17 protein-coding genes are annotated in these 17,968 nt (G+C 74.3%); 5 read left to right on the forward strand and 12 right to left on the reverse strand.

Translation table 11 applies throughout. From position 1 onward, the window contains the following. Window positions 1–25: 25 nt before the first annotated feature. Together AC3CF1_RS01185 and AC3CF1_RS01190 are read right to left on the reverse strand one after the other, a co-directional pair. A complete protein-coding gene (locus AC3CF1_RS01185; RefSeq protein ID WP_435794751.1) occupies window positions 26–637 on the reverse strand; it encodes a class F sortase in 612 nt (203 codons plus the stop codon). Window positions 638–724: 87 nt separating this feature from the next. Beyond that, on the reverse strand, window positions 725–1,210 hold the full coding sequence (locus AC3CF1_RS01190) for a hypothetical protein (protein ID WP_099852881.1): 486 nt from the start codon (window positions 1,208–1,210) through the stop codon (window positions 725–727). A gap of 370 nt (window positions 1,211–1,580) precedes the next feature. Between AC3CF1_RS01190 and AC3CF1_RS01195 the strand changes: the two genes are divergently transcribed. The 3 genes from AC3CF1_RS01195 to rnhA all read left to right on the forward strand — a co-directional run bounded on the left by AC3CF1_RS01195 (window position 1,581) and on the right by rnhA (window position 4,847). Further along, the gene (locus AC3CF1_RS01195) at window positions 1,581–2,855 is read left to right on the forward strand and encodes an MFS transporter (protein WP_354981540.1); all 1,275 of its coding nucleotides are present in this window, start codon (window positions 1,581–1,583) and stop codon (window positions 2,853–2,855) included. 56 nt (window positions 2,856–2,911) lie between these two features. Further along, the gene (locus AC3CF1_RS01200) at window positions 2,912–4,144 is read left to right on the forward strand and encodes a lycopene cyclase family protein (RefSeq protein ID WP_488449326.1); all 1,233 of its coding nucleotides are present in this window, start codon (window positions 2,912–2,914) and stop codon (window positions 4,142–4,144) included. 229 nt (window positions 4,145–4,373) lie between these two features. Continuing rightward, complete coding sequence (gene rnhA / locus AC3CF1_RS01205; RefSeq protein WP_488449327.1) at window positions 4,374–4,847, forward strand: ribonuclease HI; 474 nt, start codon at window positions 4,374–4,376, stop codon at window positions 4,845–4,847. A gap of 6 nt (window positions 4,848–4,853) precedes the next feature. On the opposite strand, the gene AC3CF1_RS01210 is transcribed toward rnhA, so the two are convergent. From AC3CF1_RS01210 to AC3CF1_RS01220, 3 genes are all read right to left on the reverse strand, one after another. Beyond that, entirely contained in the window at window positions 4,854–5,090 is a 237-nt protein-coding gene (locus tag AC3CF1_RS01210; RefSeq protein ID WP_088947909.1) for a preprotein translocase YidC, read from the reverse strand. Window positions 5,091–5,379: 289 nt separating this feature from the next. Then, window positions 5,380–6,261 carry a pentapeptide repeat-containing protein gene (locus AC3CF1_RS01215; protein WP_488449328.1) on the reverse strand — a complete coding sequence of 294 codons (882 nt, stop codon included), beginning with the start codon at window positions 6,259–6,261 and terminating at the stop codon, window positions 5,380–5,382. A 73-nt stretch (window positions 6,262–6,334) separates the two neighbouring features. Next, window positions 6,335–7,432: a DUF5919 domain-containing protein gene (locus AC3CF1_RS01220; RefSeq protein ID WP_099852902.1), complete on the reverse strand. Its 1,098-nt coding sequence runs from the start codon at window positions 7,430–7,432 to the stop codon at window positions 6,335–6,337. Window positions 7,433–7,613: 181 nt separating this feature from the next. Here AC3CF1_RS01220 and AC3CF1_RS01225 point away from each other — a divergent pair, with 181 nt between their 5' ends. After that, the gene (locus AC3CF1_RS01225) at window positions 7,614–8,222 is read left to right on the forward strand and encodes a hypothetical protein (protein ID WP_488449329.1); all 609 of its coding nucleotides are present in this window, start codon (window positions 7,614–7,616) and stop codon (window positions 8,220–8,222) included. A gap of 7 nt (window positions 8,223–8,229) precedes the next feature. Here the strand turns inward: AC3CF1_RS01225 and AC3CF1_RS01230 are convergent, their stop codons facing one another. After that, window positions 8,230–9,036: an SDR family oxidoreductase gene (locus AC3CF1_RS01230; protein ID WP_210792929.1), complete on the reverse strand. Its 807-nt coding sequence runs from the start codon at window positions 9,034–9,036 to the stop codon at window positions 8,230–8,232. A gap of 71 nt (window positions 9,037–9,107) precedes the next feature. Here AC3CF1_RS01230 and AC3CF1_RS01235 point away from each other — a divergent pair, with 71 nt between their 5' ends. Beyond that, entirely contained in the window at window positions 9,108–9,710 is a 603-nt protein-coding gene (locus AC3CF1_RS01235) for an MBL fold metallo-hydrolase (RefSeq protein WP_488449330.1), read from the forward strand. A 60-nt stretch (window positions 9,711–9,770) separates the two neighbouring features. Here AC3CF1_RS01235 and AC3CF1_RS01240 read toward each other — a convergent pair whose 3' ends face one another. The 6 genes from AC3CF1_RS01240 to AC3CF1_RS01265 form a co-directional block, all read right to left on the reverse strand. Continuing rightward, entirely contained in the window at window positions 9,771–11,192 is a 1,422-nt protein-coding gene (locus AC3CF1_RS01240; RefSeq protein WP_088947915.1) for a DUF6297 family protein, read from the reverse strand. After that, window positions 11,189–11,812, reverse strand: coding sequence for an ABC transporter ATP-binding protein (locus tag AC3CF1_RS01245; RefSeq protein WP_088947916.1), 624 nt, complete (start codon window positions 11,810–11,812; stop codon window positions 11,189–11,191). The genes AC3CF1_RS01240 and AC3CF1_RS01245 overlap by 4 nt, the downstream gene beginning before the upstream one ends. A 40-nt stretch (window positions 11,813–11,852) precedes the next feature. After that, a complete protein-coding gene (locus tag AC3CF1_RS01250; protein ID WP_488449331.1) occupies window positions 11,853–14,150 on the reverse strand; it encodes a tetratricopeptide repeat protein in 2,298 nt (765 codons plus the stop codon). An 83-nt stretch (window positions 14,151–14,233) separates the two neighbouring features. Further along, window positions 14,234–16,000, reverse strand: coding sequence for an ABC transporter permease (locus AC3CF1_RS01255; protein ID WP_088947918.1), 1,767 nt, complete (start codon window positions 15,998–16,000; stop codon window positions 14,234–14,236). Beyond that, entirely contained in the window at window positions 15,997–17,274 is a 1,278-nt protein-coding gene (locus tag AC3CF1_RS01260; RefSeq protein WP_488449332.1) for an extracellular solute-binding protein, read from the reverse strand. Before AC3CF1_RS01260 ends, AC3CF1_RS01255 begins: the two co-directional genes overlap by 4 nt. Further along, the gene (locus AC3CF1_RS01265) at window positions 17,271–17,903 is read right to left on the reverse strand and encodes an ATP-binding cassette domain-containing protein (protein ID WP_185755283.1); all 633 of its coding nucleotides are present in this window, start codon (window positions 17,901–17,903) and stop codon (window positions 17,271–17,273) included. Before AC3CF1_RS01265 ends, AC3CF1_RS01260 begins: the two co-directional genes overlap by 4 nt. Window positions 17,904–17,968 lie beyond the last annotated feature (65 nt).

Genomic DNA, 17,968 nt, shown 5'->3' on the forward strand with positions numbered 1-17,968 from the left:
GGCTCCCGACAGCGGGGCGGGTGGCTCAGGCCGTGCGGGTGGCGAAGACGACGATGTTGTCGACGTAGTTGCCGGTCGAGGCGTCGAACCGGCCGCCGCAGGTGATGAGGCGCAGCCCGGCCGCGTCCGCCGGGCCGTAGACCAGCGTGCTGGGAAAGCGGTCCTTGGAGTACGCCTGGACGTCGTCCACTGTGAATGTGGCGACCTGCGCGTCGGCGCGGGTGACCTGGATCTGCTCACCGGCGCGCAGTCGACCGAGGTCGAAGAAGACCGCCGGGCCGGCCGGTGAGTCGACGTGTCCCACCAGGACGGCGTTGCCGGTTTCGCCAGGGCTCACCCCGTGCCGGTACCAGCCGGCGAGGGTGGGCCTGTCCAGTGGCGGCACCTCCAGCACCCCGGAGGCGTCCGCGCCGATCGGGACGACCTCGGCGCGTACGCCGATGGCGGTGATCTGCACCCGGACCGGCGCGGCGCGTGACAGCGGCGCCAGGTCCGGTGCGGGATGGGTGCGTCGCGGCGCGTCGGCCGGCGGTCGTGGTGGCCGCGCCGGGTCGGCGGTGAGGCCGACGGTGATCAGCCCCAGCCCGGTCACGCCGAGCAGGGCCACCACGGCCGGTAGGGTCCGCCGCCACCACACGTGGTTACCTCCGCGCTGGATCGTCCGGGTGCCCGCGCCGGTGTCACCGGCGCGGGCACCCGTCCTCAGGGATGGAGCAGTCGCCGATCAGGCGACAGTGGACACCGGACGTCGCCGGCGGATCAGGATCACCGCGCCGGCCAGGGCGGTGCCGAGCAGCGTGCCGCCGGCGGCCAGGGTGCCGGTGTCGCGGCTGTCGCCGCCGGAACCGGCGGGTGCGCCGCCGATCGGGGTGACGGTGAACGTGGCCGTGCCGGCCGAGCTGCCGTCGCCGCAGGTCGCCGCGACCGTGTACGTGCCCAGGGTGAACCCGGCGGTGAAGAGTTCGGCGCTGAGCCCGCCGCCGGCCGCGGCCGTGGTGGATCGGACGTTCTGGTCGCGGTTGGGGCCGGTGACCCGGAAGAGGGCGTCACCCGACTTCGGGTTGCAGGTCGTCGCGGTGAGCACGACGGTCCCACCGACCGGGGTGGTGGCCGGTGACACCGTGGTGTCGGCCAGTGCGGCGCCTGGCAGCAGGAGCGTGCCGAGGCCCACGCCGAGCGCCGCCGAGCAGAGTGCTGTTGAGACCTTCATACGCGTCTTCCCTCACTTTTCGTCCGCTGACTGCGTGGGACGTCGTTCGGGTGGCCAACTCCGTGACTAGCACCGGTGTGCCCAACACTAGGTGGGTTGGGCCCACGATCAGGTGAAAATGAGAATTCCTCGTTGCCGTCACGTGTCCACCCGAAGGCGGGGAGAGCTGCGGAAAGGCCCGGACGGCCCGACCGGCACCGGTGCTCCGATCGATGTCCGCTCCGCCCGGGCTGTCGCCGCTGGGTCGATGGCGAGGTATGGCGTCGGCTGTCCAGGACCTGCTGGGCTGCCCACGGCTCGGCCGACCGGGCTTCTGCCGCTCGGATAAATCCGGGTGGAGCCGGGGGAGGCGCTGATAGGTTCGCTCGCCGTGACACAGGACAACACGACGGCCGGTCTGGGAACGGTGTTCGCCCGCCTCTGGGCGGCCAGCACCCTCTCGGCCCTGGGCAGCGGGCTGGCCACCGTCGCCGCACCGCTGTTCGTCGCCTCGCGTACCGACGATCCGCTCGTGGTGGCCGCGGCGTCCGCCGTGGCCTGGCTGCCGTGGTTGCTCTTCGCCCTGCCGGGCGGCGTGCTGGTGGACCGGATGGACCGACGCCGCCTGATGATCATCATCGACCTGGTCCGGGTGGTCGCGCTCGCCGTCCTGGCCACGGCGATCATGAGCGGTCGGGCCGGGGTGGTGCTGCTGTACGTGGTGCTGTTCGTGGTCAACACCGGTGAGATCGTGTTCCGCTCGGCCAGCCAGGCGATGTTGCCGACCGTGGTGCCCCGGCACCGCCTGGAGCGCGCCAACGGCTGGCTCGGCGGTGGCACCACCCTCATGAACGGGATGCTCGCCGGGCCGCTCGGCGGGTTCCTGTTCGCGCTCTCGGCGGGCAGCCCGTTCCTCGTCAACGCCGTCACGTACGCCCTCAGCGCGGTGCTGGTGGCGCTGATCGGCGGTGACTTCCGGGCCACCGCGACCGACACCCGCGTACGGTCGACCCGATCGATGCGCGCCGAGATCGTCGAAGGGCTGCGCTGGCTGGCCCACCAGCGGTTGTTGCGCACGATGGCCGTGCTGATCGGCCTGCTCAACGTGACCCTCACCGCAGCGCTCGCCGTGCTCGTGCTGCTCGCCGCCGAGCGGCTGCGACTCGGGTCCGTCGGTTACGGGCTGCTGTTCACCTGCATGGCCGTCGGCGGGGTGCTCGGCGCGCTCCTCGGCGACCGGCTCATCGCCTGGATCAGCCCCACCTGGACGATCCGGGCCGGTCTGCTGATCGAGGCGGGGTTGCACCTGGCGCTGGCCGCCTCACGCAGCACCATCGTGGTCGGGATCGCGCTATTCGCCTTCGGCGTGCACAGCGCACTGTGGAACATCGTGGCGAACTCCCTGCGCCAACGACTCACCCCACCGACACTGCAGGGACGGGTGGCCAGCACGACCCTCTTCGTGGCGGCGGGGGGCAACTGCGTCGGCGCACTGCTCGGCGGGCTGCTCGCCGCCCGGTTCGGCATCACCGCGCCGTACTGGGTCGGGTTGGTGGTGGCCATCGGCGTCTCCACGGCCACCTGGCGGGTCTTCGACCGCGCGACGGTGGCACGCGCCTACGCCGATCCGCCCCCGGTCGAGCAGCGGCCCACGCCGGTGCCCTGAGTGCTGTGCCGGGTGGCGGCGCGCGGCCGCCCGCGGCGGTGTGGCAGCGTGGTGCGGTGACCGATTCCGCGCCGCTCGATGTCGACCTCGCGCTGCTCGGCGGTGGCGGCGCGGCGTCGTTGCTGCTCGCCGCACTGGACCGGCGCGATGTGCGGGACCTGCGCATCGCCGTCGTCGATCCGGTCCGCCGGCGCGGTCAGGACCGCACCTGGGCGTTCTGGGGCCACCCGGGCACCGATCTGGACCCACTGCTCAGCGCGAGCTGGCAGCAGGTCGAGGTGGCGACGACGGCCCGGCGCCGCGTCCTGGACCTGACCCCACTGAGGTACGCCATGCTCCGCTCCGGCCCGGTCTACGACCGGGCTGCCGCAGCCGAGCGCCGGCTGGACGCCACCCGGATCGTCGCACCCGCCGAGACGGTGACCGACGACGGCACTCGGGTGCTGGTGCGCACCGGCGACGGGCGGACCCTACGGGCCGGCTGGGTGCTCGACTCCCGCCCCCGCCCGCCGGTGCGAGCCGGGCGGACCACCTGGTTGCAGCACTTCCGCGGCTGGTGGTTGGAGGCCGACCGGCCCGTCTTCGACCCGGCGCGCGCGGTGCTGATGGATTTCCGCACCCCGCAGCCGCCCCGGGGCGTCTCCTTCGGCTACGTGCTGCCGGTGAGCGACAGGTACGCCCTGGTCGAGTACACCGAGTTCTCGCCCGACCTGCTCACCGACGCCGGGTACGACGCGGCGCTGGCCGGCTACCGGGACCTGCTCGGCCTGGACCCTGCCGGGCTGCGCGTGCGCGAGGTGGAGAACGGGGTGATCCCGATGACCGACGCGCCCTTCCCGGCCCGGCCCTCACCCCGGGTGGTTCGGCTCGGTACGGCCGGAGGTGCGACCCGCCCCTCCACCGGCTTCACCTTCTCCGCAATGTACCGACAGGCCGACCAGGTGGCCCGTGCCCTCGCGGCGGGACGACCCCCGGTGCCGCAGGCGGCGTACCCGCGCCGGCACCGTTGGATGGACGCGGTGGCCCTGCGGGCGCTGGACCGGGGCGGGGTCGGCGGTCCGGACTTCTTCGACCGGCTCTTCGACCGCAACCCGGCCGAGCGGGTGCTGCGCTTCCTCGACGGCGTCACCACCCCGGCCGAGGAGGTCGCGATCATGAATTCGACCCGGCTGCTGCCGATGATCACCGCCACCGCTGGCGACGCGGCGCACCGCGTCCGCGACCGGCTGCGCCCGACCCGCCCGGCGCCGGCCGTCCCGCCCGCCGTGGTGGGCGACCCGTCGTCCTGACCTGACCGGCGTCGTCTCCTGCGCCGCCTGTCGAGCTGCCCCGGGAATGGGGCACCGTGCGCGGTGCCGCCGCCTCGACGCCGGCCCTGCGCGCTGGGCCTCCGTCTCGGCGCCGGCCCTGCGCGCTGGGCCTCCGTCTCGGCGCCGGCCCTGTGTGCGGGGCCTCCGTCTCGGCGCGCCGGCCCCCCGAGAGGGGAGGACGAGGTCACCGCCCGGTAGGTTGCCGGGCATGGTGGACGCGGCGGCCGGCAGGGGCGTGCAGATCTGGACCGACGGGGCGTGCAGTGGCAACCCCGGGCCGGGCGGTTGGGGCGCGCTGTTGCGCTACGGCGACCACGAGCGGGAGTTGTGCGGTGGCGAGGCCACGCCGACCACCAACAACCGGATGGAGCTGATGGCGGCCATCCAGGCGTTGGAGAGCCTGACCCGGCCGGTCACCGTCGAGCTGCACACCGACAGCACGTACGTGCGCAACGGCATCACCAGTTGGCTGGCGTCCTGGAAGCGCAACGGTTGGCTGACCGCCGCGAAGCAGCCGGTGAAGAACGCCGACCTGTGGCAGCGGCTGGAGGCGGCCTGCGAGCGGCACCAGGTCACCTGGCTGTGGGTCAAGGGGCACAACGGTCACCCGGAGAACGAGCGGGCCGACGGGCTGGCCAACAAGGGCATGACGGAGGCGCGAGCCGCACTGGCCAGCCGCTGAGCCGGGTCAGCGGGCCGCGTCGGGGTGCCCCGGCATGCTCGACCCGCCGCCGCTGCTGCCGGACGAGCCGCCGGTCATGCCCGCGCTGTTGTCCTCGGTGACGATGTCCGGCCGTACGTCGGTGTCTTCCGGCGCCGGGACCTCGGTGTCCGCCTCGACCTGCACCAACGGCACCTGGCCGGCCTCGTCCTCGCTGTGCTGCGGGTCGCCCGGCAACTCACCGTCGCGCTTTCGGTAGCCCACGCCGTGCCTCCCGTCGATGCCGGTCCGCGTCGGCGCTGGCTACCCGGCGTCGTCACGGCCGAAACCTCGCCCGCCAGGGGTGACCGCCGGTCCGAGAGTCTCGGCGGGCGGGGGAGCAGCCGGCAGCCGCAGCGTCCGGCGACGGCTGAGCGCCACGGTCAGCGCCACCGCCAGCGCGCCGCAGACCACCAGGAACGCCGGGAGTGTTACCGAGGTGGTCGTTGACCGCGCCGCTGGTCGCGGAGCCGGCGGCGATGCCGAGCTGACCCGCCGTCTGCAACCAAGGCCGCTATCGGCGCCGGCCGCGACGGGCCGTGGCCCGGGACGGCTGGCGGACCGGGGTGAGCGGCAGCGCCGTCCAGTGCGGTGGCCGGGTGCGGGTCGCCGGCAGGCCGGTGCGTGCGTCGCCCCGAGCGGCGTCCAGCTGGGACTGGTGCAGGAAGAGGGTGTTCCGCAGGTCGCTGCCCCGCAGGTCGGCACCGCGTAGGTCCGCGCCGGTGACGTCGGCGAGGCTCAGGTCGACGCCGCGCAGGTCGGCGCCGATCAACAGCGCCCCGCGCAGGTTGGCCCGGCGCAGGTCGACCCGGCGCAGGTCGGCGCCGGGCAGGTGTGCGCCCCGGTGATCGACGCCCCCGGGGGAGCGGGCCGTGTCGCTGGCCTGGGACAGCAGGGGGTTGACCCGGTCCCGGTGCGCGGCGACGTCCACCGTGCGCAGGCGTGCCGGGTCACCCTCGGTGAGTGCCGCCGTCTCGGCGCGGGCGCGGGCCAGCTCGTCGCGCAGGTCGGCCGGCGGGTGCAGCGTCAGCGCCTCGGTGACGTACCAGAGCAGTTCGTGCAGGGGCCGCAGCACGGCGAACGCCTCCGCCATGGCCGGCAGCGTCTCCGGCGCGCCCCGCCAGTCGCGCCCGCCGAAGGTGACCTGGGAGACCTGCTGGCCGGCACCGAAGCAGTCGAACACCGTGCAACCGGGGAACCCGCGTTGCCGCAGCTCGGTGTGGATGCCGCAGCGGTGGTCCGGGCCCAGGTTGGGGCATGCCTGCCCGGCCGGCTTGTCGATGGCGAAGTCCGCCGATCGGGCGAACGCGGGCACCACGCAGCAGAGGCCGAAGCAGCGTCCGCAGTCGGCGCGCAGCTGCGCCGATCGGGGAGGCGGTGCGGGGCTGGGCGACACGTGGCCGGTCCTCCTGGTGTCCGGGGCGAGGCCACCATTGTTTCGCGCGCCGAGCCGACCGGTCGGCTCGGGGTCACCGTCCGTGCGTGTCGCCGGCCGCCGCCGAGCGGGGAGCCGGGGTACGGGAGTGGCCCGGTGGCGGCACCAACCGGTAGATCGCCCGGTCCCCGTCGTCGTGCCCGTACTTCTGGTCGAAGTGCCGTTTCACTGCGTCGGCCGGCGTGTGGTCGCCGTCGGCGGGCTCGGCCAGCGCGAACACCGCGGGGGACGCCCCGGGCGCGCGGGGCGGCAGCATGGCCCGCACGGTCAGCGGCCCGGTCACCCGGAACCCGCGGCAGTCGACGTAGTGCTGCCCGTCCACCGTCACGTACGGCACGCGCACCTCGACCACGTCCGAGTCGTCGTGGCGCAGCGTGACCACGACCGACCAGTACCGCTCCAGGTTCAGGGTGGCCTGCTCGTGCTCCCACAACTCCTCGAAGCGGGCGTGCACGAACCCGCCCCACGGGCTGTCCATGTCCACCTCCAGCTGAGGCACGTTGAACGACAGCTTCCCGATCGGGAAGAACGAGATCAACGCCCGCCCGTCCCACTGGTAGAGCTGGATCGACGGGGACGCGTCGTAGAGCCGGACCTGCAGGCGCTGCCGTAGCCGGGAGTCGAGGGCGTCGCTGAAGGCGGCCAGGTGGCGCAGGTTGGTGCGGATCTGCCGGGGCACGTCCACCCGCTGCCGCTCCAACTCCTCGGAGCGCTGCTGGGCGGCGGTGCAGTCCGGGTCGAGCAGGAGCAACTGCACCTGGGCGCCGTTGCCGAGCGCCGCTCGTATCGCGGTCAGGGTCTCCTCGCGGTGCCGCTGCTCCAGCAGGATCGTCCAGGTGTCGAGGATGCGCACCCGGCGTCCGGAGCGGTTCAGCCGGCTCACGAACGCCTGCTGGTCGAAGCTCAGGTGCTCCTGCACCCGCGCCTTGCGGGCCTCCTCGAACAGCGGGTCGAAGATGACGTACGAGATGGCCGCGAGCACCACGCTGGCACCGAGGTTGAGCAGCAGGTCGCTGAGGAAGCCGGTGCTGCGCCAGGCGCCGACCAGCATGACGACGGCGACTCCGAGCAGTGCCCCACCGACGACGAAGGCGCGTCGTTGCCGCCCGCCCCGACCAGCCCACTCGGGCATCCGGTCCCCTTCCCTCGTCGGTCGGCCCACCGCCGCCCGCAAATCACCAGGATGCGGAGGATACGTGCCCGGTTTGCTGCTCGCTGTCCCGTTCGGGGCCAGCGGGTTCGTCGACCGGACCGTCACCACCGCTCATAGGGTGACGGTAACGGTGGCGCGCGACTACGCAGGGTGGGCTCTGATGAACGACAGTGAACGCGAACAGGCGCTGCTGACCGCCCTGACCACCGAGCACTTCGCGCTGGAGACCGCCCGCTCGGGCACCGTCGCCGAGTCCACCGGCCGGGCCACCATCTACCTGTCCGTCCTGTCGGCAGCCCTGATCGGGCTGGGCTTCGTGGCCAGCAACGACAAGCTGGTCCGGCCCTACCTGGGCGCGGTGCTGCCGACCCTGGTGGTCATCGGGCTGCTGACCTTCCTGCGGCTCGTCGAGACGACAGTCGAGAACTCGTTGGACCTGTGGAGGATCCAGCGCATCCGCGCGTACTACCACCACCGGTTCGCCGGCCAGCACGACTTCTTCGCCGACGCCGTGACCGACGAGGGCACGATGCGATCGGCCTGGTCCCTGGTGGGCGTCGAGCGCGGGCGTTGGGAGTTCCTGCTGACCACTGCCGCGCTGGTGGGCGCGGTCAACGCGTTGCTGGTCGGGCTCGGGGTCGCCCTGCTGGCCGGCCTGGCCGGAGTCGGGCACACGCTCGCGATCCCGGCCGGGGTGGTGGTCGCGCTGGCGGTGTTCGCCGCGCAGTTCCTCTACATCCTGCGCACGGCAGCGGCCGAGCGGAACTGACCGCCGCTCAGACCGAACGCCAGTCGTCGCTGGTCAACGAGTTGGCCTGCGGGCCCATCAGCAGCATCCCGCCGTCGACCGGCCAGGACGCCCCGGTGACGTAGCTGGCGGCGGGGGAGGCGAGCAACGCGACCACTGCGGCGACCTCGCGAGCGTCGCCCGGTCGCCCCACCGGCACGCCGGGCCGGTCCTGGGTGTACGGGTCGACGTCCTCCATGCCGGTCATCGGTGTGGCGATCTCACCCGGGGCGACCGCGTTGACGGTGATCCCCTCGGCGGCCAGCTCCTGTGCCATCACCCGGGTCAGCAGACCCAGCCCACCCTTGGCGGCGCAGTACGCGGCGGAGCCCACCCGGGGCGCGTGCTCGTGCACGCTGGTGATGTTGATGATCCGCCCGCCGGTGCCGGCGGCCCGCATCCGTCGCGCGGCCCGTTGTGCGCACAGGAACGGCGCGTCCAGGTCGACGGCGAGCACCTCGCGCCACTGCTCCCAAGCGGTGTCGACGAACGGCGTCGAGGCGCCGGTGCCGGCGTTGTTGACCAGCACTCCGATGCCGTCCAGTCGGTCGGCCAGCTCGTCCACGACCGCCGCCGCCTCCGGTAGCCGGGTCAGGTCCACCTCGGCGACCTCGCAGCGACGACCGGTGGCGCGGACCTCGGTCGCGGTCCGTTCGGCGCCGTCGGGGTCGCCGTACCAGGTGATGCCGATGTCGAAGCCGGCCTCGGCCAGCGCGACCGCGCAGGCCTTGCCGATGCCGGAGTCCGCACCGGTGACCACGGCGATCCTCGGGTAGTTCTCGTATCGCTGGGGCATGTGGTTCGCACTACCCCGAGCGGGCCGACCCAATCGCCACGCCCCGCCCGTGCACGGCGTACCGTCGCCGGATGCGGATCACCCGATTCACGCACGCCTGTGTCCGGGTCGAGCACGACGGCGGGGTGCTGGTCATCGACCCGGGCACGTGGAGCGAGCCGCGCGCCCTGGTCGGCGCGGACGCCGTCCTGGTCACCCACGAGCACACCGACCACGTGGACGTCCTGCGGCTCGCCGGCCTCGGCGTCCCGGTGTACGCCCCCGAGGGCGCCCGACTGCCGGATCTCGCGCCGCTGCCGGTGACCCGGGTCCGCGCCGGGCAACGCTTCACGGCGGCCGGCATCGAGGTCAGCGCCCACGGCGGCCGGCACGCCGCCATCCACGAGGGGCAACCGGACTGCCCCAACCTCGGCTACCTAATCGGTGCCGAGCTCTATCACCCCGGCGACTCACTGCACGTGCCGGACGAGCCGGTGCACACACTGCTCGTCCCGGCCCAGGGGTCGTGGCTGCGCCTCGACGAGGCGATCCGATTCGCCGCCGCCGTGGGCGCTGCGGCGGCGTACCCGATCCACGACGCGCAGCTCAACGAGCGCGGCCTGGCAAGCGTCGCCGGCTGGTTCACCGAGACGATCCCCGGCTACCGCCACCTCGTGCCCGGCGACACCGCCTGACTCCTGTCATTCGGGAGGGCGAGGGTCACGCCGAGCGTCTCAGCGTGGATCCGCCCGGCCTCAGCCCAGGAACAGTTGGACGAGCACCAGCACGGCGAGCAGCGCCGGCCCGCGTGAACCCTGTCGCATCAGGTCGACCGGGATCATCCCGAACGGGGTGTTGACCGTCGCGCCGCCGTAGTTGATCGGCGGGCGGGTGCCGGCCCGGAACGCGGCGAGCACCACCCCGACCGCCAGAGTCGGCGCGAGCCAGGCCGGCCCCGGGTCGACCGTCGGCAGGGTCAGCAACCACCACAGACCGGCGCCGATCGCCGGCACCACCACGTGGATCCCTCGCAGCAGGGTGTCGCTGCCACCGAGCGCCCGGCGGAGCCCGGGTGAGCGGCTGACCGACCGCAGACCACCCGTCAGCCGGTCGACGGCGAGGTAGGCGAACACCACCTGCGCGGCCCCGGCCAGCCCGGGCAGGGCGAGCGCGGCAGCATACTGCACCCCGATCAGGGCGGCCCAGATCAGCACGGCGCTCGGGTGGCGGCGCAACCGGCGTACGTCGGCCTGAAGCAACGCCCACCAGCCGGGGCCGGGCAGGAAGCGGCTGCTGCGAACCCGGCCGATCCGACGCCAACGCCGGCTCTCCACCAGGCCGGCGAGCAGGCTCGGGTCCAGCAGGATCATGGCCGTGGAGGCGGCGTTGGCGAACTGGGCGCCGGTGGTCAGCGTGGCCCGGTCGACCCGGGGCAACGCGCGTACCGCGAGGATGGTGCCCGCGCCCACGAGGGGCACCGCCGCGGCGAACAGCGCGACCGTCGGCATCGTCGCCGGCCGGGGCAGCCCGTCGCCGAAACGACCGACGAGCACCACCAGGGCGGTGATGGCCGCAGCGGCCACCATCGGCACCGCACCGACCAGTGTCGGCCACCGCCGACCCGCCCGGCTGCTCTGGGCGACGACGCTGAGCGCCAGCGCGGCCGCACCCCACCCCGCACCTGCCCCGGCCGCCCAACCCAGCGCCGCCAGGTCGGTGACACCGCCGAGCGCCGCCACCGCCACCCCGAGCGCCGCGGTGCCGGCCGCAGCACCCACCAGCAGCAGGGCGAAGCGCGGCGCCAGCCAGGCCCGCCGGTCCACCGGCGCACTGGTCGCCCAGCTCTGCGTGGCCGGGGTGACCAGCAGCGGCCCGAGCGCGCGCAGACCACGCCAGGCGAGCCCGGCGCCGGCCAGCAGCGCGGCGACCGCCAACCACCACCGCACGCCCGGCTCGGCCCGCCCCACCGTGGGCGAGTCCAGCAGGTCGCGGCTCGCGCTGATCGCGAACCAGCCGTACATGGCCCCGAACAGGACCATGACGTACGCGTCACCCAGCACGTCGCCGAGGGAGTGGTCGTGGTGTCGGCTGCGTGCCTTGCGCAGGTGTGTCCGCAGCTGCCGGGCGGTAGGCACCCCGGCCGGCGTGTCGGCGATCGTGGCCGGCGGGGCGGTCACCGGCCGATCTCGATGCGCTCGTCGACCACCGCGTCGATCAACTCCGGGTCGTGTGAGGCCAGCAGCACGGCAGTCCCGGCTGCGCGTTCCCGCAGCAGCCGCTCGGCGAGCCACTGCCGCCCGCGCACGTCCAACCGCTGCTCGGGCTCGTCCAGGATCAGCACCCGGCGCGGCCGAACGAAACACGAGGCCAACGCCAGCCGGCGGCGCTGCCCGCTGGACAGGGTCACAGGCAGCTGGTCGCGGGCCGGCTCCAGACCCAGCTCGGCGAGAACCTCCTCGACCGGCTCGGCGTCACCCCCGTGGGCGTACGCCACCAGCTCCAGGTGCTCGACCACGGACAGGTCGGGGAAGAAGTCGATGTCGTCCAGGGCCGCCGCCACCAGCGCCCGCACCTGCGGGTCGGTCTCGTCGGCCCGGCGGCCCTGCACCCGCACCTCGCCCGCATCCGGGCGGTCCGCGCCGACGACACAGCGCAGCAGGGTGGTCTTGCCGCTGCCGTTGGGGCCCAGCACCACCGCGATCCGGCCCGCCGCGAGCGTGAAGCTCACGTCGTCGAGCACGACCAGGTTGCCGAAGTTGCGACTGAGTCCCCGTACCGAGAGCGCGTCCACGATCACAGAGTCTCCCAGAGCCGTGCCACCGACCAACCTGAGCGACCTACGTCACGCGGTCCGTGGCGTCGGCCTCAAGTCGGGCGTCGGCCGCGGCCAGCCCCTGATCGTCGGAGACCTCCTCGGCGACCGCCGCCGCGTCCGCCCAGTGCCGCCGCGCGTCGGCATGGTCGCCCAGCGCGGCGGCAGCGTCACCCAGGTAGAGCAGGGTGCGCGCCAGCCCCGCCGTGGGCCGTGCCTCCTCGCGCAGACGCCGACTCTCGGCCAGCAGCTCGTACGCCGTGTGCGCCTGCCCCGGCGTGCTGCTCAGCAGCGTCGCCCCGGCGTTGAGCAGCGCCGTCGCCCGGCTGGTCGGGTCGTTGACCGACTCGTACTCGTGCAGCGCGGCCCGCCACGCCTGCGCGGCGTCCAGGTGCTCGCCGAGCGCCGCGTGCACCAGCACCAGGTTGGTCAGCGCCGCCGCGTAGCCGCGCGCGTCACCCACCGACCGGAACGTGTTGGCCGCCCGGACCAGGTGGTGGTGTGCGATGTCCAGCTCACCGCGGGCCAGCTGCGCCGCGCCCAGACCCAGGTCGGTGAGGGCGTGCCCGGCGCGGTCGGCCCCCGAGCGGTGCCGACGCGACATCTCCAGGTGCTCCACCGCGTCGTCGAGCTGCCCCAGGTCCAGCAGCGCCAGGCCCAGGTTCATCCGCGCCTGGGCGGTGCCCCGGCGCCCACGCTCGTTGACCGCGAGGGTGAGCGCGGCCGCCGCCCCGTGTGGGTCGTGGCGGCGACGGCGCAGCACACCGAGCTCGTTGTGCGCCCACCCGGCGATCTCCGGTCGGTCGTCGGCCGTCGGGGTGGCCAGCACGGTGCGGCAGACCTGCTCCCACTCGTCGAGCCGCTCGGCGTACGCCAGCCAGCCGCAGAGCGCCACGGCCAGCCGGAACCACCACCGGCGCACCCGGCGGGGCAGCGTCTCGGCCGCGCCGGCCGGCACCCGCACCACCGCCAGCAGCAACTCCTGGTGCAGGTCGAACCATCCGTACGGGTCGTCGTCCAGCGGCAACGACCACTCCCGGTCCGGTGGGGTGCCGAGCACCGCCAGGTTGGCCGCGTGCCGTTCCGCTCTGCGGGCCAGGTGTCGTGTCAGTCGGGCCTGCGCGGCGACCCGGGCCCGGGCCGGATCCGCGTCACGCAGGTGCAGCCGGGCGCTGGCGGCCAGCAGCGGGCGGATCTCGTACCGGTCGCCGGGCGCGCCGACCACGAACGCCGCGGCGGCCAACTGGTCGAGCAGCGCGGTCACCCGCTCGGGGTGCCGCCCGGCCAGCGCGGCGATGGTCGGCCGGTCCACCGGGGCGGGGGTCAGCGACATCACCCTGTACAACCGTCGGGCCCCGCGGGTCAACGCCCGGTACGCGGTGTCCCGTTCGGTGATCAGACGTGCGGCCGGCGAGACGGCGAGCCGCTGGTGTGGCGGTGTCTGCACGGCACGACGGAGCGCGTCCAGCAGGTCGGAGTGCCGCCAGCCGTGCTGCGCGGTGCGGTAACCGAGCGCACGGACGGTGCGCGGCTGACGGCCGCACAGGTCGACGATCTCGCGGACCTCCGGGTCGTTGCGGGGATCGGCACGGCGGACCCGGGCGGCGGGGGCGGCCCCACCGGCGGCGGCGAAAAGCTCGACCGCCTCGGAGGTGCCCGGCTCGGCGATCCAGTGTGCGACCACACCCTTGAGCCCCACCAGCGCCGGGCCGCCGGCGAGCAGCAGCCGGCAGGTGCGCGCGGTGGGTGGCAGCAGTGGCCACACCTGCTCGGGCCGGTCGACGTTGTCGAGCACCAGCAGGATCCTGCGGCCGTCGAGCTGACCGCGCAGGGCGTCGGCGGCGGCGACGAGCGCGTCCGGCCGGCCGGAGACCGGCGGGGCGGTGCCCAGGATCCGGGCCAACGCGGTGAGCACCTGCCGGGCCGAGTGAGCTCGACCGCGCTGCCGCAGGTCGAGGTAGTACTGCCCGTCGGGGAAGTCGTCCCGGCACAGGTTCGCGGCCTGCACCGCGCACGCGGAGGTGCCCACCGCGCGGCGGCCCAGCACGGCCACCGCGTGCTCGCGGGCGAGCAGCCCGAGCACCGCCTCGACATGGTCCTCGCGGCCGGTGAACTCGGCCGTGTAGGGCAGGGTGGGCGCGCCGGTGGACGGCGCGGTGAGCACATCCGTCGGTTCGGGGTCGACCTCCCGGTCGGCCCGGCGGCGACGCACCTCGTAGACCACGAAGCCGACGATGCCCCCGACGGCGAGGGCGATGCTCGTCGGCCCGAGCACGCTGGCCGCCAGCCCGGAGAGCAGGTCGCTGGCGAGGTTGCTGACCACGTTAGCGAGGACACCGCTGACCACCCCGCCGATCGCGATCAGCGCCGGCCAACGGGAGCTGCGGCGGCCACCGCCCGGCCGGGTCAGCGGACACCTCCAGAGACGAGCCCGGCGACCAGGTGTCGCCGTGACAGCACCACCAGCACCACCGGCAGCACCGAGGCGAGCACCGAACTGGCCGCCAGCGCGCCGCTGTTGCTCACGAAGCTGCGGGTCTGCTCGGCCAGGAACGGGCCGAGCGGCGACGCCCCCGGCCCGCTGAACAGCCGACCCACCACCAGGTCGTTCCAGACCTGGACGAACTCCAGCACGGAGACCGCCACCACCGCCGACAGGTTGTGCCGGGCCAACCGGCGCAGGGTGTGCCACCACCGACGCCCGCCCAGCCGGGCGTCGCGCACCTGCTCGACCGGCAGGTCAGCGAATGCGTTGCGCAGCACCAGCACCGCGAACGGCACACCCAGCGCGATGTGCACCAGGGCCAGGCCCTGGGCCGTGCCGGAGGAGAGCACCAGGCCCAGCACCTCATTGACCGGCCCGGCGATGACCTGGATCGGCACGACGCTGGCCGCCAGCAGCACCAGCCCGGTGGCCTGCGCGGCCGGTCCGGTCAACCAGGCCAACGGGTACGCGGCCAACAGCGCGACCACCAGCACCGTTGCGGTCACCGCGGAGGCCAGGAGCAGCGTGAAGCCCAGCGTGTGCCACAGCTCGGTGCCGGTGACCAGGTCGCGGTAGGACTCGCCGTTCGGCGGCGCCGACCACCAGCCCCGCGCGGCGGCGTCCACCCTGCCGTGTGCCGACGTGGCGACCAGCACCCCCAGCGGCACCAGCCAGGCGATCGCCGCGCCCGCCGCGAGCAGCCGGAACACCCGCCGGGGCGGGGCGACGGGGCCCGGCTCCGGGGCCGCCTCGGCGCGCGGCGGGGGCCAGGCCTGTCGGACGAAGAGCGCGGCCACCATGATCCCGCCGACGACAGCCACCAGCCACACCACTCCGAGCGCCGCGCCGTCGCCGGTCGTGGTGCCGCCCGACGTCTGCCAGATCCGCAGCGCGAGCACGGAGGCCTCGTCCCGGACCGAGCCGGGCGTCATCACCAGGATCAGGTCGAACGTGCGGCTGGTGCCGACCGCCACCAACGCGAACACCACAGCGGTCGTGCGCAGCAGCAGTGGCCGCCACTGCGCGTCCCACAGGACATGCCGACGCCCCCCGCCGTAGGCGCGGACCGCGTCGGCGAGACTCGACGGCACCGCGTCCAGCGCGGACCGGAAGACCAGCACGGCCAACCCCACCCAGGCCCAGACGAACGCCGACATCAGCGCCACGGTGACCAGCCCCGGCCCGAGCAGCTGCGGCGCGTCGTCGTACGAGCGGCCGGTCAGCCGGGCCGCGACCAGGGTGGCCAGCCCCCGGCGCGGGTCCGGGTCGTACATCAGCCGGAAGGTGACCCCGGTGACGACCAGCGGCAACGCCACCGGCACCAGGAGGATCAACCGGACCAGCCCGCCCTCCTGGGAGCGGCGGGAGGCGGCGGCGAGCAGATAGCCCAGTGCCGTCACCACCGCCGGCACCAGCAGTGCCCAGAGGACCGTCCGGCCGACCACCGCGCCGGTGCCCGGGGCGGCGAGCGCGGTGCGGAAGTGTTCCGCGCCGACCCAGCGGCCATCGGTGGTGACGCTGGCGTGCATGGTCCGCAGCACCGGCCAGAGCACGAGCCCACCGAGCAGCACCGCGGCCGGCAGCAACAGTGCGGAGGTCGCCCCCGCCGCCGGATAGGCCCGGCCGCGCCGGGGCGGCCCGACGTCGTCGAGCACCGCCAGCTCGCCGAGCACCCGCACCTGGCTCATCGGCCGCCACCCGCGCTGCGGGCCGCCAGAGCGAGCTGACCGGTGGCGCGGCGGATCGCCTCGTCGGCGCCGACGCCGTCGGTGACGTCGGCGAAGAAGCCCTGCATGATCCGCCAGATGCCGACCCCGTCCGAGCCGGTGAACGCGCCGCGCAGCTGGTCGGAGAGGTCGAAACGCAACGTGCCGGGCGCCTGCATCTCCCGGGCCAACTGCTGGCCGACCGGGTCGGTGTAGCTGCTGATCGGGACGTTGGTGTTGGGCGAGAGATAGCCGCCGGCGCGCAGCCACGGCCCGAACGAGCCGGCCCTGGTGAGCCACTCGACCAGCTCGACCCCGCCCTGGGCGCCGGTGAACGCCACCGCGGCGTCCCCGCCGACGATCAGTGGGCCGCCGCCCGGCTGGGCGCCCGGGAACGGGAACGTGGTCGGTGCCTCCGGGCCCCGCTGGAACGGGCCGACGACGTCGGCGGTGAAGTCGGCCCCGAAGAGCATCACCGCACGCCGGGTGTGCACCACCTGGATCACCGACTCCTCGTACTGGGTGAGCAGGGCCCGACGCCCGCCGCCGAGGAACGCGCCGTCGACGCTCCACAGCTCGGCGAGCCGACCAAGGGCGTCGCGCACCGGCCTGGCCTGCCAGTCGGCGTCCGGCCGGGCGAGGATGTTGTAGCTCTCGGGCGCCACGTCGGCCAGCACGTTCTCGAACCAGTCGGTCAGCACCCACCCGTCCGCCGCGCCGATGGCCAGGGGCGCCGGGCCGCCGTCGCGCCGGGCGGCCGCGCCGAGCCGGCGGGTGAGCGCGACCAGCTCGTCCCAGTTGGCCGGCTGCTCGGACAGCACGGACGGCAGGTGCCAGACGAGCGACTTGTGCGCCGCCTTCACCCAGACGCCGTAGCGCCGGCCCTCGGCGGTCAGCAGCTCGCCCAGCGCGTCGGGCACCGCGTACTCGGTGGACGGGCGCACCGGGCTCAGCCAGCCGCGCTGGGCGTACTCGGTGACCAGGCCGGGGCGCGGCAGGATCGCCACGTCCGGGCTGGTGCCGGCGAGGTGCCGGGCCCGCAGGAACGCGTCGATGTCGTTGCCGGCGCTGACCACCTGCACGTCGCCGGGGTAGTCGGCGACGACCTCGCGGAACCGGTCCAGCTCGCTGGTGCTCCAGACGACCGCGACCTGCACCGACCGGGTCCCGCCGGAGCAGCCTGCGGCCAGGGCCGCGGCACCCGCGGCGGCGGCCCGCAGCAGGGCACGGCGACCCAGTCGGACGGTCTGCGTCATGGGGTGGCCTCGCTCGGCTCGGTGACCAGCTCGTGGCGCACCGGGATCTCGGCGAGGGTGGCCGGGTCGGCGGTGCAGACCAGCACCGCCACCCCGGGGGAGGCCGGTGGCGAGAGTCGAGGCATCAGGTCACCGAGGGCGCTGTCGCCCGCAGACCCGGCCGGCAGGTCGATGACGAGCACCTCGGGCAGGCAGGCAGCCGCCCGGGCGAGCGCCACCCGGAACCGCTGGGCGGCGTTGATCTGGTGCGGCAGCAGGGTGAGTGAGAACGCCAGCTCGAGACGGTCGACCACGGTGGCCGTCCAGTCGTCGGCCACCTCGTGCACCCGTTCGCGTTTGCGCTGGCCGTACTCGATGTTGCGGCGCACGGTGAGCTGGGGGAGCAGCGCGCCACCGGCGGGCACGTAGCCGATCTGCCGGCGCGGCGGCGGCAGGGTGGTGACGTCCCGGTCGCCGACCATGATGCGACCGGTCACCGGGGCGGCGAGCCCGGCCAGCACCCGGGCGACCGCCGTGCCGAACCGGGGCGGCGCGACAAGGGCGGCGAGGGTGCCGGCGGGGACGTCGAGGGTCACCGGCCCGGTGCCGGGGACGGCGACCAGTGCACGTAGCCGTAACGTGGCCCTCACCTCCGGTGACCGCTGGGCGAACGTCCCCAGGGTGGCACATCGTGCCGACAATCGATGTCCTCACC

The sequence above is a fragment of the Micromonospora sp. MGP-C2 genome (assembly GCF_057766525.1).